The 17,497-nt window shown below is 42.3% G+C and carries 19 protein-coding genes and 1 riboswitch; of the genes, 17 read left to right on the top strand and 2 right to left on the bottom strand.

From position 1 onward, the window contains the following. Positions 1–10: 10 nt before the first annotated feature. The 15 genes from H538_RS0102755 (at position 11) to folD (ending at position 14,440) form a co-directional block, all read left to right on the top strand. On the top strand, positions 11–679 hold the full coding sequence (locus H538_RS0102755) for an amino acid ABC transporter permease (RefSeq protein ID WP_051291218.1): 669 nt from the start codon (positions 11–13) through the stop codon (positions 677–679). 301 nt (positions 680–980) lie between these two features. Then, positions 981–2,168 (top strand): CaiB/BaiF CoA transferase family protein, encoded by a 1,188-nt coding sequence (locus H538_RS0102750; protein WP_026676271.1) that lies wholly within the window; start codon positions 981–983, stop codon positions 2,166–2,168. 12 nt (positions 2,169–2,180) lie between these two features. Next, complete coding sequence (locus tag H538_RS0102745) at positions 2,181–3,395, top strand: acyl-CoA dehydrogenase family protein (RefSeq protein WP_211235544.1); 1,215 nt, start codon at positions 2,181–2,183, stop codon at positions 3,393–3,395. 83 nt (positions 3,396–3,478) lie between these two features. Further along, positions 3,479–4,258 carry a sulfite exporter TauE/SafE family protein gene (locus H538_RS0102740; protein WP_026676269.1) on the top strand — a complete coding sequence of 260 codons (780 nt, stop codon included), beginning with the start codon at positions 3,479–3,481 and terminating at the stop codon, positions 4,256–4,258. Positions 4,259–4,312: 54 nt separating this feature from the next. After that, positions 4,313–4,753: a YtoQ family protein gene (locus tag H538_RS0102735; RefSeq protein WP_026676268.1), complete on the top strand. Its 441-nt coding sequence runs from the start codon at positions 4,313–4,315 to the stop codon at positions 4,751–4,753. Between the two features lie 170 nt (positions 4,754–4,923). Continuing rightward, the gene (locus H538_RS0102730; RefSeq protein WP_026676267.1) at positions 4,924–5,694 is read left to right on the top strand and encodes a hypothetical protein; all 771 of its coding nucleotides are present in this window, start codon (positions 4,924–4,926) and stop codon (positions 5,692–5,694) included. Between the two features lie 3 nt (positions 5,695–5,697). After that, positions 5,698–6,078 (top strand): GntR family transcriptional regulator, encoded by a 381-nt coding sequence (locus tag H538_RS0102725; RefSeq protein WP_026676266.1) that lies wholly within the window; start codon positions 5,698–5,700, stop codon positions 6,076–6,078. Next, positions 6,075–6,761, top strand: coding sequence for an ABC transporter ATP-binding protein (locus H538_RS0102720; protein WP_026676265.1), 687 nt, complete (start codon positions 6,075–6,077; stop codon positions 6,759–6,761). Before H538_RS0102725 ends, H538_RS0102720 begins: the two co-directional genes overlap by 4 nt. Before the next feature lie 125 nt (positions 6,762–6,886). Beyond that, positions 6,887–7,486, top strand: a complete 600-nt coding sequence (locus H538_RS0102715; protein WP_026676264.1) for an undecaprenyl-diphosphatase — start codon at positions 6,887–6,889, stop codon at positions 7,484–7,486. Between the two features lie 21 nt (positions 7,487–7,507). Continuing rightward, complete coding sequence (locus H538_RS0102710; protein WP_026676263.1) at positions 7,508–8,434, top strand: ABC transporter ATP-binding protein; 927 nt, start codon at positions 7,508–7,510, stop codon at positions 8,432–8,434. Beyond that, entirely contained in the window at positions 8,427–9,374 is a 948-nt protein-coding gene (locus H538_RS0102705; protein WP_026676262.1) for an ABC transporter permease, read from the top strand. The genes H538_RS0102710 and H538_RS0102705 overlap by 8 nt, the downstream gene beginning before the upstream one ends. Positions 9,375–9,593: 219 nt before the next feature. Next, a complete protein-coding gene (gene mprF, locus H538_RS0102700) occupies positions 9,594–12,128 on the top strand; it encodes a bifunctional lysylphosphatidylglycerol flippase/synthetase MprF (RefSeq protein ID WP_026676261.1) in 2,535 nt (844 codons plus the stop codon). A gap of 29 nt (positions 12,129–12,157) precedes the next feature. Continuing rightward, entirely contained in the window at positions 12,158–12,466 is a 309-nt protein-coding gene (locus H538_RS0102695; protein WP_026676260.1) for a DUF4870 domain-containing protein, read from the top strand. A 96-nt stretch (positions 12,467–12,562) separates the two neighbouring features. Beyond that, on the top strand, positions 12,563–13,435 hold the full coding sequence (locus tag H538_RS0102690) for an ROK family protein (protein WP_026676259.1): 873 nt from the start codon (positions 12,563–12,565) through the stop codon (positions 13,433–13,435). 150 nt (positions 13,436–13,585) lie between these two features. Continuing rightward, entirely contained in the window at positions 13,586–14,440 is an 855-nt protein-coding gene (gene folD / locus H538_RS0102685) for a bifunctional methylenetetrahydrofolate dehydrogenase/methenyltetrahydrofolate cyclohydrolase FolD (protein WP_026676258.1), read from the top strand. Positions 14,441–14,527: 87 nt separating this feature from the next. Here the strand turns inward: folD and H538_RS0102680 are convergent, their stop codons facing one another. Beyond that, the gene (locus tag H538_RS0102680; protein ID WP_051291216.1) at positions 14,528–15,016 is read right to left on the bottom strand and encodes a C40 family peptidase; all 489 of its coding nucleotides are present in this window, start codon (positions 15,014–15,016) and stop codon (positions 14,528–14,530) included. A gap of 372 nt (positions 15,017–15,388) precedes the next feature. Continuing rightward, a riboswitch (SAM riboswitch) is annotated at positions 15,389–15,503 on the top strand. 92 nt (positions 15,504–15,595) lie between these two features. Here H538_RS0102680 and H538_RS25360 point away from each other — a divergent pair. Beyond that, positions 15,596–15,772: a Fur-regulated basic protein FbpA gene (locus H538_RS25360; protein WP_081412552.1), complete on the top strand. Its 177-nt coding sequence runs from the start codon at positions 15,596–15,598 to the stop codon at positions 15,770–15,772. Between the two features lie 44 nt (positions 15,773–15,816). Here the strand turns inward: H538_RS25360 and H538_RS0102670 are convergent, their stop codons facing one another. Continuing rightward, on the bottom strand, positions 15,817–16,833 hold the full coding sequence (locus tag H538_RS0102670; protein WP_026676256.1) for an LLM class flavin-dependent oxidoreductase: 1,017 nt from the start codon (positions 16,831–16,833) through the stop codon (positions 15,817–15,819). Positions 16,834–16,977: 144 nt separating this feature from the next. Here H538_RS0102670 and H538_RS0102665 point away from each other — a divergent pair, with 144 nt between their 5' ends. Next, the gene (locus H538_RS0102665) at positions 16,978–17,412 is read left to right on the top strand and encodes a hypothetical protein (protein ID WP_026676255.1); all 435 of its coding nucleotides are present in this window, start codon (positions 16,978–16,980) and stop codon (positions 17,410–17,412) included. Positions 17,413–17,497 lie beyond the last annotated feature (85 nt).

Here is a 17,497-nt window from a genome sequence, read left to right as displayed (position 1 = left end):
AAAGGAGTGATTGACTTGCCCTGCAATTCGCCATTTTTTTAACGTATTGATCGATAGCTATCCTTTATTTTTAAAAGGGCTCGGCTGGACGATCGCCATTACTGCCGTTTCAATTTTAATTGCGATTGTCATCGGCCTATTCTTCGCCTTTTTAAAAATATCCAACAATAAAATTTTAAACGGGATTGCAAATGCCTACATTGCGATTATTCGAGGAACGCCTTTAATCGTCCAAATTTTCATCTTTTATTTTGGATTGACGCAATTAGGGATTTCTGCCTATTGGTCCGCGACTCTGGGACTCGCTTTGCATAACGGCGCGTATATTGCCGAAATTTTCCGGGGGGCTATCCAATCGATCAGTAAAGGCCAGCTCGAAGCTGGGCGATCGCTCGGAATGAGTGCGTCAACGACGATGAAGGAAGTCATTTTACCGCAAGCATTCCCGCGCGCCCTTCCGCCGCTCGGGAACCAGTTTATCATCGGTTTGAAAGATTCTTCACTGGCCGCGTTTGTGTCATTGGCAGAGCTTTTTAATGTGGCAACAACCCAGGGAGCACGAACCTTTGACGACTTAACCTATTTGATTATCGTAGCCTGTTATTATTTCGCCCTTGTCCTACTATTAACAGGACTGGTCCATTTAATGGAAAGGAAGCTTGCGGGAAGGGAAGAGTAGTTGATTCAAAAATTAGAATTGTCGAAATAGACTGTTGACTACGCGTAGAGATGGTTGCTATAATAAGAGCAGTCAAATCGATAAAAAAGTAACTGTGGAATCTATATGACTTCGTTTCCCGAAGCATTCAAGTAGATCAGAGCCAGTTATATCATGTTTTTTCAATGATATAGCTGGCTTTGTTTTTGTTTAACGATAAAAATTAGCAGATCAGAGCCATCGATGTTGTGGGCTTTTAAGTTCGAAGTAGAAGTGCCACTCTGATCAAAGTTAAGTTTTTAACAAAGGATGGTGAACAATGTTGCCGGGACCTTTAAGCGGGATAAGAATAGTAGATTTAACAAGAGTGTTAGCCGGTCCTTTTTGCACGATGATTTTGGGAGATTTAGGGGCGGATGTCATTAAAGTCGAAGCTCCAGGGGGAAGCGATGAAACGAGAGAGTGGGGACCACCGTTTGCTGGCGGAGAAAGTGCTTACTATTTGTGTGCGAATCGGAACAAGAGGGCGATGACGGTCAACTTGAAGACAGAAGAAGGCAGAAAGATTATCAAAAAATTAATCAACACGTCCGACGTTGTCATTGAAAATTTCAAAAGCAAAACGATGGAGAAATGGGCTTTAGATTATGAAACAATGAAAAAAGCGAACCCGAAAATCATTTATTGTTCAATTACGGGATTCGGCCATAACGGTCCGTATGAACATCTTCCAGGCTATGATTTTATCATTCAAGCGCTCAGCGGATTGATGAGTATTACCGGGAGTGAAGAGAGCGGGCCGATGAAGGTCGGAGTCGCCATTTCCGACGTTTTGACAGGGCTGTATGCAGTGATCGGCATTCTTGCAGCCATCAATGAAAGGAATCGTTCAGGAGAAGGGCAGAACATCGACCTTTCGTTATTTGACTCACAATTGAGCACTCTTGTCAATGTCGCAAGCAATTTTCTCATTTCTGGAAACGTGCCAGGGCGGCTCGGGAATCAACATCCGAATATCGTTCCCTATCAATCGTTCGAAACGCTGGACGGCGAGATTGTCATTGCTGTAGGAAATGACAATCAATTTCGGAAACTATGTGGGCTGCTTAATCTGGCCGGCTTATCAGACGATCCGAAGTTTAAGACCAATCCCTGCCGACTTGAAAACCGTACGGAACTGATCGGCATTCTTGAAAAATCGCTGAAAGAAAGAACGACGAAGGAATGGATTGAACGTTTGAATGAACAGAAAATTCCATGTGGTCCGATCCGGACAATGAAAGAAGTATTTGAGGATGAACATGTTCATGCGCGCGAAATGGTGGTGAACGTCAATCATCCGAAAGCTGGCCAAATTCAGCTTGTCGGAAGTCCTTTAAAGCTATCGAGAACACCGGTTGGGATGAACAGACATCCCCCGCTTGCCGGTGAACATACGGATGAGATTTTAGCGGAATTAGGCTATTCGGAAAAAATCATTCAAGCTTTCAAAGAGCAAAAAATCGTTTAGGAGGAAGGATTCATGATGGATTTCAGTTTTACAGAAGAACAAGAGATGGTAAGAAAAATGGTCCGCAGTTTCGTGGACAAGGAAATCATGCCGTATATTGGCGAATGGGATGCGAATCACCATTTCGAACCCCGCATCCTAAATCGGCTGGGTGAATTGGATTTAATGGGCGTGTGCATTCCTGAGGAGTATGGCGGAAGTGGCATGGACTACAACACGCTTGCGATCGTTTGTGAAGAATTAGAAAGAGGCGACACCGCTTTTCGGACGGCAGTTTCCGTTCATACAGGCTTAAACAGTCTCACATTGCTGCAATGGGGGACAGAAGAACAAAAGCAAAAGTATTTAATTCCACAGGCAAAAGGGAAAAAAGTCGGAGCATTCGGGCTGACCGAACCGAATGCGGGCTCGGATGTGGCAGCCATCCAGACGACCGCTGTTAAAGACGGCGACTATTATATTTTAAACGGTTCAAAAACGTGGATCTCGCTCTGTGATGTGGCCGATCATTTTCTCGTCTTTGCTTATACCGATAAAAACAAAAAACATCGCGGCATCTCCTGTTTTATTGTCGAACGGACGATGGAAGGATTTTCGTCGAAAGCGATTAAAGGGAAGCTAGGCATTCGCGCGGGCAATACAGGAGAAATCTTTTTTGACAACATGAAAGTCCCGAAAGAAAATCTTCTCGGCGAAGAAGGGGAAGGCTTTAAAATTGCGATGTCGGCTCTTGATAACGGAAGGTTCACCGTTGCTGCCGGGGCATGCGGGACAATTATGGCCTGTTTAGAGGCGAGCGTGAAATATTGTGAAGAACGGAAAACGTTCGGCAAAGAAATCGGAAAGCATCAGCTCGTTCAGCAAATGCTCGCGAAAATGGAAGCAGGACTCGAAATGTCAAGATTGCTCGTTTATCGAGCCGGCTGGTTGAAAAATCAAGGAAAACGGAATACGCGCGAGACGTCTCTTGCGAAATGGCAGGCGTGCGACTTTGCGAACGAAGCAGCAAATGACGCCGTCCAAATCCACGGAGCGTACGGCTATTCGAATGAATATCCGGTTGAACGCTATTTGCGCAACTCGAAAGCGCCGGTCATTTACGAAGGCACGCGGGAAATCCATACGATCATGCAGGCCGAATACGTCCTTGGATACCGTAAGGATAAAACGTTGCGCAAAATGCTTCCGGCCTGGCCATTTAAAAAATCACTAAATGAAATTCATTAAATTTGTTTAAGCGCATGGAAAATTCATGCGCTTTTTATGTTACTATGATTCTAGTTATCTACAACAAGAAGGGGTAAAAGACTATGCATGATATCCATCTTCAACTGTTGCTGTTCATCATCATCGCAGGATTTATCGCGGCATTCATCGATTCTGTCGTCGGGGGAGGCGGACTTATTTCCATACCGGCTTTATTATTTGTCGGGCTTCCTCCTTCCGTTGCGTTAGGAACGAATAAGCTGGCAAGCACCGTTTGTTCGCTCACAAGCATGGCTTCTTTTATGAAATCCGGCCAAATTAATTTAAAGTTCGTCTTAAAGCTGTTTCCGCTTGCGGTGCTCGGTTCGGTTTCAGGCGCCTATATTGTCAGGCTCATCCCATCGGAAAACTTGAAACCGCTCGTCCTTTGTTTATTGATCATCGTGACGATTTATACGATTTTCAAAAAAAACTGGGGGACGGTGTCCACCTTTAAAGGGATGACGAAGAAAAAGATGGTCATTTTCGGAATCGTCGTCTTTGCGATCGGGTTTTACGACGGCTTTCTCGGCGGCGGAACGGGCTCCTTTTTCTTATTTTCGCTGCTTGCTGTCGGCTTCAGTTTCGTTGAAGCGTCAGGAAATGCGAAAGTGCTTAACTTTGGCAGCAACATTGCCGCAGTCATCACCTTTATTGCGCTGGGTTCTGTCAATTATGCATATGGGATTCCAATGGCTCTTGCCATGATGGCGGGGGCACTTGTCGGTACGAATTTTGCCATTAAAAAAGGTGCAGGTTATGTTCGCCTATTATTTATCGTCGTCACTGTCATTTTAATCGGGAAAAATTTATGGGATTATGTCGGTCACAGGTTGTTCCACTAAAATGTTTACGGGGCGATGGATTGCGGTATAGTTTTACTGAAGGAGGAATTTCAAATGGAACTGATCGTCTACTTAGCAGGACAAATTCATGATGACTGGCGTGAGAAAATCAAATTGAAAGCGGAAGAAATGAAGCTTCCATTAACGTTTGTCGGTCCGATGGAAGATCATGACCGCTCGGATAACGTCGGAGAAGAAATTATCGGCAAGCAGCCAAATCCTGTTTTAAAGGATGAAGCGGCTTCCAGCATCAACAATTTGCGGACGGAAATTTTACTGAGGAAAGCGGATGTCGTCATCGCCCTGTTTGGTGAAAAGTACAAGCAGTGGAATACGGCAATGGACGCGGCGACAGCCATCGCTATGCAAAAGCCGCTCATTTTAATCCGGCCGGAAAGCCTTCATCACCCGCTTAAAGAACTGTCCAACAAAGCGCAGGTCGTTGTTGAGACGCCAGAGCAAGCATTGAAAGTTTTATCCTACATTTTTGAATAATTAAATGGAACAGGCATCGTTATGACAGCGATGTCTGTTTATTATTTGGAGAGAAATGGATTCAGTTCTTCAATTTTTGGTAAAATTTGTTGACCCTTCATTCGTATTAGTGTACTATGTAACTAGAACACTAATTCAGTGGAACAATAGGTGGAATTGGAGGATCACATATGAACGTTTGGCGTGGATTATTGAAAAAGGAGTATCGCCTTGGGCTTCCGGTGATGGTGATTGAATTATCGGTCCTTTTTCTTTGCATCGGCTTCGCTTTTTTTCTCGAATGGAAAACTGGCCGTCCGGATTTTTTAATCGTTACATCAGTGATGTTGCTGTTTTTTCATTGTTTTTTTCTATTTGTTTATATGCCAGTAAGTTTGGCTTTGGAAAAAAAGAGAATGCATTTATGGCTGCACAACCCCGCATCGGGAGCCGTCTTGCTTAGTGCTAAAATGGCAGCCGGACTACTATTCATGGTCGCCTCGCTCTTCATTACAAGTTTGTTCGTACTGTATTCCTGCGTTTTTCATTATGATGTTTTTCAAGAATCGAATGTAACGGGACTACACATTTTTCGAATCGGCATATTGATTATCCTCCATATCATTGTGACTTCTTTACAATTAGGGATTTGGATCAGTTTCATCTGGGGAATGGATCAATTGCTCCAAAGGCTCGTAGGAAAAGTAGCAAGCGGAGTAGCGGTTGCCCTGTTCTTTATCGGTTCTGTATGGCTGTTGACGAAAATGGCTTCCAGTCAGGTGTACACGTATTTAACCCATTGGGGGCAGATTCATGTTGTATCATTATTTACCTCCGATCAACTTGACGTTAAAAATTTCAGTTATAACCTGTATATTGGTGAATTGGTCTTTGACTCACTTGTAGCCCTTCTTTTATTTTTTATAACCAGTTGGATCATCGACAGAAAAGTTGAGGTGTAGCCAATGGGAGAAGAATTTAATGCGTCGAAGCCCATTTACTTTCAATTGGCAGAACGAATCAATCGGCAAATTTTGCGCAAAGAATTGCAAGCAGGAGACAAGCTGCCATCGGTGAGGGAAATGGCGATTCAGTCAGGCGTCAATCCTAACACGGTGCAACGGACGTACAGTGAACTGGAAAGGATGGGGATTGTGGAAACGAAAAGGGGACAAGGGACGTTTGTGACCGAAAATGAATCCATATTAGTCGAGCTTAGGGAAAGGTTGAAGGAAGAACAAATATCCAGCTTTGTGGACGATATGAAGGAAATGGGGTTTACGGTCGAAGAGATGATGAAAGGCCTTGAAGAGCATATCAGGGCAAGGGAGGGGAATAAGGCATGATTGAGTTTAAAAATGTTTCGAAACGATATTGGAAGCATCAAGCGTTAACAGATGTGACCTTCACTCTCCCATCAGGTAAAATTATCGGCATTGTAGGGGAAAATGGAAGCGGGAAATCGACCACCTTAAAGTTAATGGCCGGTTTAATTCGTCCTACAAAAGGAACGGTTATCGTTAATGGAGTTCCTATGGACAGAAGAATGGCAAAAGCCGTTTCCTATTTGTCGGAGTTGGACGTGTATTATCCGTTTACCGTTGAAGAGACGATTCAGTTCTATGCCTCTCAGTTTGCCGATTTCAGCCTGGAAAGAGCGGATGAAATTGTAGCATTCATGAAGTTAGATCGAAAAAAAAGGGTGAAAAGCTTATCGAAGGGAAGTCGCGGCCGTCTGAAAATGGTTTTGACACTTGCCCGCGAAGCCCCGGTCATTTTAATGGATGAGCCTTTTTCCGGACTGGATCCCATGGTCCGGGATGCGATTGTTAAAAGTTTAATTTCTTTTTTGGATATCGAACATCGGACGATTGTTATTACGACGCATGAATTGAAAGAAATCGAGCCGCTGTTAGACATGGCCGTAGCGCTTAAAGAAGGAGAATTGATCGGCATTCGGGACGTAGAAGAACTTCGGGATGATGAAAACCTCAGCATTGTTGATTGGATGAAACAGCAGTATGAGTAATGAATCTTACAAAACTGTAAGGTTGTGTAAGGTAAATCGATAGTTTGACATTAGACTTTCAACTATTATTGATGATGGAATTAAGGAACAATGAAATAAAGAAAAATTGTTGGAGGTTCATTCAAATGTCTTTTTCCCAATTGAATGTCGATCTGTTCCGTTCAATCAACGACCTTGGCGGCCAATATCCGGCTTTTAATCCGGTTGCGGTATTTCTGGCGGAAAATATGCTGTATGTTCTTATTTTAGGAATGATCGTCTATTGGTTTACAAGAAGAGAAAAAAATAGGCTAATGGTTTTTAATGCGGCGGCTGCGGCTGTCATTGCCGAAGCCTCAGGCAAAATGGCAGGCTTGATATACTCCCATAACCAACCGTTTGCGTCGCTTCCACATGTGAATAAACTGATTGAACATGCCGTGGATAATTCTTTTCCAAGCGATCATTCGATTTTGTTTTTTTCCATTTGTGCATCCTTTTGGCTGATGCGAAGAAAAGAAGGATGGGTATGGCTGATTCTCGCCATTTGTGTAGCAATCTCTCGTGTGTGGGTTGGCGTTCATTATCCTGTAGATGTTTTGGCCGGAGCCTTTATCGGCATCACTTCAGCATTGTTCGTTTATTGGATCGTTCCAAAGCTTTCCTTTATTCAACGATTGCTGTTAATTTATGAAAAAGCAGAACAACGTGTTTTGCCATCAAAAAACAAATCGAGAAATTTATAATTGTTAAGAGGAGGAAGAAAGATGAGTCAAACACCGATTGTGCAAATTCAAAATTTAAAAAAGAAGATCGGGAATAAAACGATCATTCACGGACTTACATTCGATATATATAAAGGGGAAGTCTTTGGCTTTCTTGGGCCGAATGGCGCCGGGAAAACGACAACTATCCGGATGATGGTCGGATTGATGGGAATTACGGAAGGAAAAGTGTTAATTAAAGGGAACGACATTAGTAAAAATTTCAAAGAAGCGATTTCACATATTGGGGCGATCGTTGAAAATCCTGAAATGTACAAGTTTTTATCCGGGTATAAAAATTTAATCCACTATAGCCGGATGGTCAAAGGTGTGACAAAAGAGCGGATTAAAGAAGTCGTGAAGCTTGTCGGGCTGGAGGACGCCATTCACAATAAAGTGAAAACGTACTCGCTCGGAATGCGCCAGCGATTAGGAATTGCCCAGGCGTTGCTTCATTCGCCATCTGTCTTAATCCTTGATGAACCGACAAACGGGCTCGATCCGGCGGGCATCCGCGAAATTCGCCATTACTTACGGAAATTGGCCCAGGAAGAAGGTCTGGCTGTCATCGTGTCCAGCCACTTGCTCGCCGAAATGGAATTGATGTGTGACCGGATCGGCATCTTGCAAAATGGCCAATTAATCGGAGTGCAAAACATCACTGAATTCGTGAGCGGAGAGGAACAAAAAACGGTCCGCTTTCATGTTGAGCCTGTTGAAAAGGCCCAACGCATTTTTGCGGCTAAACTGAATGACGGGGTGATAACAACAGGTGAAGATTACATCGACGTTCTCATGGAGAAAGAAGCGATTCCGGACATTGTCATTGATTTAGTCGAAGAAGGGATCAAGATTTACGGAATTTCGGAAATGACGAAAACGTTAGAGGAGAAATTCCTTGAAGTGACTGGAGGGAAACAAGTTGGCTAATTTTATTGGACTAATCCGAAATGAAAATATGAAAATTTACCGTAGAATCGGAAGCATTATTATGCTCCTTCTATTAGTTGGCGGGATCATTTTAATGGGGGTCATTGAAAAAACGACGACGGAGAAGGCAAACGATGCAAATTGGAAACAGGCGGTAACGAAAGAGATTAAAGAAGACAAAAAAACGCTGAATGAAAAATTGCCGGATGACATTAAAAAACATGTGAAAAGGAACATTGCGATCAATGAATACCGGCTTGAGCATAATATAAAGCCGATTCAATCTGACAGCCTCTGGGGTTTTGTCGATAATACGAGTGATTTAGTAAGTGTCATCAGCATTTTTACAATTATCATTGCCGGAGGAATTCTGGCCAGTGAATTTTCGTGGGGGACGATTAAACTGTTGTTAATCCGCCCTGTTAGCCGAACGATGGTGTTGTTCTCTAAATATATCGCCACTCTTTTATATGCGGTTTTCATGTTAGTCGTTTTATTTGCCGTTTCATGGATTTTAGGCGGTATTCTATTCGGATTTGAAGGAGTTTCTGCGCCATATTTAGCCTATACCGATGGAAAAGTCGTTGAGCAAAACATGGTTCTTCATATTATGAGCACATATGGATTAAACTGTATCAGCCTGATTATGATGGTCACATTTGCCTTTATGATGTCAACCGTTTTCCGCAATAGCTCGCTCGCCATTGGCATCTCCATCTTTTTAACGATGGGCAGCTCTATTGCCATTCAAATTTTGCATAAGTATGATTGGGTGAAATATGTGTTATTTGCAAACACCGATTTAACACAATATACGACAGGCACCCCGCTAGTTGAAGGCATGACCCTTGGCTTTTCGCTTACCGTTCTCGCGGTTTACTTTATCATTTTCGTAGCACTTTCCTTAGTTGTATTTAACAAACGGGATGTAGCGGCTTAATAAATTATGATAAGTTCTCGAATTTTAAAAGATGTTATGAGATAATTAAAATCTACCGTTCTTTGGAAAAAGGATGGTAGATTTTGTCTTACTGTTCATAATTGGATGAAAGAAAAATAAAAAGGTTTTTTATGGCGTATTCAGGATAAGAATGAAAGTAGAGGAAAAAGTAACTCGTTTAGCGGACGTGCTCATGTAGAGGGGGAAAGACTGCAAAACATGAATGAAATGACAAAACGTTTATTGAAAATAGGGAAGATCCTTTTTCCTATTTTATTGATTACCTTTATCTTTTTTCAAGGCAAAAAAGAATTGGCCGGGCTCTCGCTTAAAGATTCAATAAAAGCAATTAAAGAAATTCCAAATGGCGGCTTTCTACTTGCGGTTGCCGTTGGTGCACTTGCGGTTGCTACGATGTTTTTTTATGATTATATTCTTGTCCGGTCATTAAAGACTGAAATCCCTGTTCAAAAGATCTTTCGTGTATCATGGATCGCGAATACGTTTAACGGTATTTTAGGTTTTGGCGGTTTAATTGGCGCAAGCCTGCGGGCGATGCTTTATCGCGAGCATGTCGATGATGGAAAACAGTTGTTAAAAGGAATCGCCTGGATGGCTCCTGCGGTTATTAACGGTTTATCCATATTGGCGCTTCTCTCTTTATTTAACGTCTTTCCGGCTCATGTCGTTCTTGATGAAAAAGTATGGATGTGGGTTGTATTTGTCGGTGTCGCATTAATCGTCCCCGCCTATATTTTAGTTTCAAAATTAAAAAAGAGCGATTCGATTTCCCCGAAATATACGCTCATGTATTCTGCCGTCTCATTCGTTGAGTGGCTGTCGGCGGGCGTTGTTCTCTATGTCATTTTGAAATTGACGGGGATTGATTTGACATTTGCACAAACGATCGGCGTTTATACGGTTGCTGCAACGGCCGGTGTTATCAGTTTGATCCCCGGTGGCTTTGGGTCGTTTGATTTAATGTTTTTAATTGGGATGCAAGCGTTTGATATTGAAAAAGGCGCTGTATTAACCGCGCTTCTTTTATATCGGATTGCTTATTATTTTATTCCATTCGGGTTAGGTCTTGTTTTTGCCGCACTGGAAATGACGGGTGTGGTCATGAAAAAGATGGACGATAACCGTTTTTTAACGCCGGCTATTGAAACAACAGGTGTAATCTGGACATTGCAGCGCCAATTTTTTATACGGCTTGGTTCATGGTCGCTTTCTGCCCTTATTCTTCTTTCAAGTTTATGGATTTTCATGCTCGTCTCATTTGAAGTCGTTTATTTATTAGCGAGCGGTGGAGCGGATTTTGAACTTCCGGTCCAGCTCATCTATTTAGACCATGCGCTTACCTTTGGTTGCGGGCTTATCCTTTTATTTTTAGTAAAGGAAATTTACCGGAAAACGAAACGGGCGTATTACATGGCGATTATCGCTCTCGTTGCCGCCAGCATCTTAAATTTGTTGACGTTATGGGTGTTGGTCGCGATTATTTTATTAATTGTCGCAGGGTTATTGTATACGCTCAGGGGCCGGTTTAAACGAAGAAGCCTGCCGTTTACGTCAGCAAGCGTATTCCATATGATCATTCTTTCGATCATCACGTTATGCCTGTTTGTCTGGCTGACAAAATTGCTGCTTGATTTAAGCGGTTATACAGGCTCATATATCGGATTATATTCTGTGACGTTTTCTGCGTTCCTCTTTGCCTGCATTTATATTACCGTCTTTGTCATCATTTTTGACAAAGCCCATGATCAGCTGCCGGGGGAAGAGGCGGATGATAAGAAGCTCGAGGCGTTTCTGGCAGAGCATGGCGGAAATGTATTGAGCCATCTAGGGTTTTTAGGCGATAAACGCTTTTATTTTAGCAGTGACGGAAAAGCGATGCTGCAATTTGCGAAAGTGGGAAAACGGCTTGTTGTTTTAGGGGATCCTTTTGGGGAACCTTCTTCAATCCCTGCCATTTTAAAAGAATTTACGGATGAGACCGACCGCTATGGATATTATTGCATTTTTTATCAAATCAGCGGCCAGCTGATGGCCTTATATCATGATCTTGGCTACAATTTCTTTAAATTAGGCGAAGAAGCGGTCATTTCGCTAGACTCGTTCACCATATCAGGGAAAAAACGGGCCGGGTTGCGCGCGACGTTCAATCGTTTTGAACGTGAAGGGTATACGTTCGATGTCCATCACCCGCCATTTTCTGAAGATTTTTTTCAGGAGTTGCGCCATGTTTCTGATGCGTGGCTAGGAACGAAAAAAGAAAAAGGATTTTCATTAGGCTATTTTGATGAAGACTATTTATCACGTGCTCCGATTGCCACGCTTTCGGATCAAGATGGGAAAATTGTCGCCTTTATGAATTTCATGCCGGTTTATCAGCCTGGGCAGTTATCGGTTGATTTAATGCGGTATTATCCCGATTCACCTGGCGGTATTATGGATGCCATGCTCATTCATTTATTGAATTGGGCGAAAGAAAATGGGTACAAGTACTTTAATATTGGAATGGCGCCTTTATCGAATGTCGGCCAGGCGAAAACCGCATTTTTGTATGAACGGATTGCGGCGGCTATCTTCAACAAAGTGCGCTATATGTACAGTTTCAGCGGGTTACGGAATTTCAAAAGCAAATATAGCCCGATTTGGACTGGGAAATATTTAGCCTATGGGAAAAGAGGATCACTGGCGGCTACGATTATCCTTGTCACACATTTAATCGGGAAAAAACAGAAGTAAAGCAAATTTGTCATGAAGGAGAGGTTGGAATGGAAGGGAAATGGTTGAAAGTGATCGTCCATGCGAGCACATGGTTTGCACCTATCCTCGTTCCTTTAATCGTCTTGCTTTTAAGCGGCGATAAAGAGGTAAGAAGAATTTCACTGCAAGCATTAGTTTTTCATATTGTAATGGGAGTACTCATCTGGCTATCCATCGTTTTTTCGTTTATCCTCATCGGTATTCCGTTTTTGATTATTTTTGGATTAATCGCCATTATCGCACCGATTATGGGGATTGTGTACGCCTTAGGGGATCGTACGTTTAATTACCCGATGATTGGGCGGCTAATAAAGTAAATACAGGCAGCCGATTTTCAATTGAGGAAATCGGCTGTTTTTTTTATGATAAGATAAAATGTAGAATTTTAAGAAAAAAGAGAGGAAGATGACGCAATGCGTTTCGGGGCAATTGAAGCAGGGGGAACAAAGTTCGTTTGCGGAATTGGGAATGAAAAAGGGAAGATACTAAAACAGATCAGTTTTCCAACAACAACGCCAGAAGAAACGATGGAACATGTCTATGCCTTCTTTGCGGATGAGAAGCTTGATGCGATTGGAATCGGTTCATTCGGACCCATTGATTTACATAAAAACAGCAGTACATATGGCTTTATCACAAGCACGCCAAAACAGCATTGGAAAAACTTTAATTTTGTAGGCGAGATGAAAAAACGATTCTCTGTGCCCATTGGCTTTGATACAGATGTCAATGGTGCGGCGCTTGGTGAATTATTGTGGGGGGCGGCAAAAGGCCTGGACAGCTGCTTATATATGACGGTCGGGACAGGCATTGGCGTCGGGGCAATCGTTGAAGGACAGCTGCTTCACGGTTTATCTCATCCGGAGATGGGACATATTGTCGTTAAACGCCATCCAGAAGATCCTTTTGAAGGAAATTGCCCGTACCATCAAGATTGCCTGGAAGGAATGGCGGCAGGCCCAGTAGTTGAAAAAAGATGGGGAAGAAAAGGGATGGAGTTAAGTGATATTAAAGATGTGTGGGAATTAGAAGCCTATTATTTGGCTCAAGGTCTGGTCAACTATGCTTTAATTTTATCTCCGAAAAAAATGATTTTAGGCGGAGGAGTTATGAAACAAAATCATCTTTTCCCCCTTATTCGCAAAAACGTGAAGGAAATGTTAAACGGCTATATACAAAAAGAAGAACTTCTTGAGAACATTGAGCATTATATCGTTCCGCCAGGTCTGGCCGACAGGGCCGGATTATGCGGCGCTCTTGCTCTTGCAATGAACGCTTTAACGTAATCGGAAAGTTTTTAAAGTTGCGTCTATTGTTCCTGCCAATATAAATCCTTTAATTTTTATCGAGGTCATGTTATTTTATATATAAATAACGAATGATAAAGTCGCTTTTTAAAAATAATGTTCGGTTTTTGTGATTGGAGGAGGCAAATGATGGCAGCAGTATTATTAAACGGAAAAGAATTAGCGGAAAAGAAACAAGCAGAAATGAAGAGTGAAGTCGAGCATTTGGCGGATAAAGGAATCGTACCTGGATTAGCCGTAATTATTGTCGGAGCCAATCCAGCGTCTCAAACGTATGTCCGTTCGAAAGTGAAAGCATGTGAGAAAGTCGGAATGCATTCCGTCCTGGTTGAACTTCCGGAGACGGTAACGGAAGAAGAACTTCTTGATCAGGTTGAAAAATTTAACAAGGATAGGAGCATCCACGGCATTTTAGTGCAACTTCCTTTGCCAGATCATATTTCGGAACAGAAGGTCATTGAAACGATTATTCCAGAAAAAGATGTGGACGGCTTCCATCCGGTGAATGTCGGAAAAATGATGCTTGGCCAGGAATGCTTTATTTCATGTACGCCATACGGAATATTGGAATTGATCAAAGCGTATGAATTGCCGATGGAAGGAAAGCACGTCGTTGTCGTTGGAAGAAGCAATATCGTAGGGAAACCGGTCGGCCAGTTGATGTTGAATGAAAATGCAACGGTTACCTACTGTCATTCAAAAACGGAAAATTTAAAAGAAATCACTTCACAGGGTGATATTTTAATCGTAGCTGTCGGAAGACCGAAAATGATCGGTAAAGACATGGTGAAAGAAGGGGCAGTTGTCATCGATGTCGGGATTAACCGAATGGAAGACGGAAAGCTTTGCGGCGATGTTGATTTTGAAGACTGTCTCGAGAAAGCTTCTTACATTACACCAGTGCCAAAAGGTGTCGGTCCGATGACGATTACAATGCTGCTTGCAAATACGATCCAATCCGCAAAACGAGCGTATTCCATCTAATAAAGTAAAAAGCATGCAATCTAAAGAAGCAGGTTGCATGCTTTTTATGTAGAGTTTAGAGTTTTGCTTGATTTATTGATTTGAAATTTATTTTACAACGCGTTTTGCGTCAGCGTAAGTGCTTTTCCAGTACTTTGTGGATAATGATTGAACTTTAACGCCTTTTGTAGTAGCTGCAATAAATTGATCTTTCCCTAAGTAAATACCGGCAAAAGAAACGTTCTTGCCGTCCAGCTTAAAAAATACTAAGTCTCCAGGCTGCAATTTCTTTTGTGGAACGGAAACTGCATTTTTGTTTTTATATTGCTGGTCAATCGTACGCGGTAAGGTGGCATTCACGGCTTGTTTGTATACATACTGAGTAAATCCGGAAGCATCGAACCCTTTAACCGTTGTTCCGCCATATTTATAAGGCTTCCCTTCTAGCGTCCTGGCAAAAGAGGCAATTTGTTCGCCTTTAGAAGCTTTTGCGGCATACGCTGAATTCGAAAATGGCGAGAAAAGGATCGTTGCTGCAAGCAACAATGTAGATAAGACAACAAGCAATACGTTTGCTCTGCGAATAATGGTTGTCATTTGAAATTCCCCCAATGATTTTTCTCAATAGTTTGAAGAAAGTTTAACTACGCTTAAGCGATAAAAAGTACAAAGTATAGAAAAACGAAAGCTAACGCTATTCATACGTTACGCTAAGCCAAGTTTTTCTGCTGTAGTTGATCAACTGAAATTATCTTAAATCAACTTCCAAATGAAGTGGTTACAAAAAAGTTACAATTTATATTCTGTATTTAAACTTTTTTAATGCGGTAAAAACAGTGGAGCGAACAGAACGTCCTTTATTTAAACAATTGAATATCGATAAAAGTGATGGGATTAATTGAAATTAAGTATTGACAAAATCAGAATCATCCATTAAATTGTAGTATACAATTGCATAGTATGAACGGATTCTTATCAAGAGAGGTGGAGGGATTTGGCCCTATGATGCCTCGGCAGCGGGTTCTCGCTTGAGAATACTGTGCCAATTCCAACAAGCAAGGGTAGTTTGCTTGATAGATAAGAAGAGCGACGTGACTTTACATATTCGTGCCCTCTTCTTGCTTTGATAAGAAGAGGGCTTGCTTTTTGTATCAATCAACGAAAGAGGGGGAGACGATGGGTGAATTGTCAAAAGCCGTCAAGAAGCGAAAAGACGAACTCATTAACAAGCTGATTCTGCATCATGTTTATAAAGCTTCGGATGGCTCTCAACTATATGAATTGCCGCTAAAGGATTTGGAAAGAGAGTACGAGCTTGTGAAAGAAAATTCAAAAACGCAAATCCAAAGATAAAAGACAGGCTATTGGCGCCTGCCTTTTATAATGTCCCACGGCTATTAATCGCGGGATGGCTTCTGTGGAAACATTTCTGAAAGTAATTGATAAGAGTTGAGTTTATCGTTGAAATCATGGGTAATGGTTACGACCATTAACTCGTCGGTCTCGTAGTCATTGCTTAACTGAAGGACTTGTTGTTTCACTTGTTCTGGAGCACCGACGATCATCCGCTTGCGATTTTCCCTGATTCGGATCAGGTCGTAAGTCGTATAAGGATAATTGAGCGCCTGTTCAATCGATGGCACGCCGTTCCGCCGCTCTCCTTTTTCAAGCATTAAAATCGATAAATCCAGGCTGGAGGCGATTCTTTCCGCTTGTTCTTCCGTATCCGCACATATGGCAAATATGGCGGCGATCACTTTCGGTTCAGCGAGCAGGGATGACGGCTGGAACGCTTCACGATACGCTTTTGCTACGGCAGGTCCGTCAATGCCGTTGATAAAATGGGCAAACGTAAAGGGGATCCCTTTTTCAGCCGCCAGTCTTGCGCTAGATCCGCTAGAGCCAAGCATCCAGATCTCCGGCGCGGTCTCTGGAATAGGGGTGGCCTCTAACCCGCAAAATCGGTGATTTTCATCAACTGCATTATGCAAATAAGCAATCAGGTCATCCACCTGCTGCGGATAATGGTGGATTCCGCGCGTATTCCCTTCTTGCAATGCCATTGTCGCAAGCGGCATGCCGCCGGGGGCACGGCCGATCCCTAAATCGATTCTGCCCGGGTAAAGAGTCTCGAGCATCCTGAAATTTTCCGCTACTTTATACGAACTGTAGTGGGGCAGCATCACTCCGCCAGACCCGACGCGGATGGTTGATGTTTTCGCGGCAAGGTGGGAAATAAGCACTTCGGGGGTCGAACCGGCGAAATTTTTCGTATGGTGGTGTTCTGCCACCCAAAAGCGGTGATACCCCATTTTCTCCGTTTCTTGTGCAAGTCGAACGGTATTTTGAACAGCCTCTCTCGGTGTACTTCCGAAAGAGACAGGTGATTGGTCTAATACGCTTAATGTTAACATAATAGTTTCCCTTCAAAAAAATAATATTAACTATATTATCGTTAGTATGAGAAAAGAAGTCTACTAATATGCTTCTTTTTGCAGGCGAATTAAAAGGGATTCTCATTTGGAAAGGGGAAGTAATAACAGACCGGGGGTGTTGAAATGAAAATTTTTCTATTGTTGATGGTACAAGCTTTGATCATGGCCGGATGTTCTGAAAAATCAATCGATAAACCGGCGAATTTTGATTTTGTCTTAAAGTACGGACCGGGTCAAAAAAACGAGATTAACACTTTCGATCAAAAGCTTGTGCTTCAGCTTAATTACAACAAAGTCGTTACTCAATCGGACTTTCAATTGCCGGAAAGCGATATGCATGAAATTTATAAAGAAATGGAGAAAGTAGATATTTTAGGAGAAAAAAATCTAAGCAAAACATGTGAAGAAAAACCCTTTTTGACGTATTACTTAAAAGTCAGGATCAACGATGTTTATCGGACATATCGGTGGACAAGCTGTTCGGTTACGGAAGATGATGAAAACATGATACGGATTGCACAGCTCATTAAGAAAAAGGCGCTTCACAAGCTAAATTAGCAGCACGTTGAAAACTTCTTCGTTCAGTTAATGCTTTATAGGTCTAAAGTCGTGTGTTTTCTACTATTTTTAAGATTATTTTTTG

It is taken from the genome of Fictibacillus gelatini DSM 15865 (assembly GCF_000430745.1).
GTDB lineage: Bacteria > Bacillota > Bacilli > Bacillales > Fictibacillaceae > Fictibacillus_A > Fictibacillus_A gelatini.
Note: the sequence above shows the minus strand (reverse complement) of the source record. Positions and strands in the feature narration are given on the sequence as shown.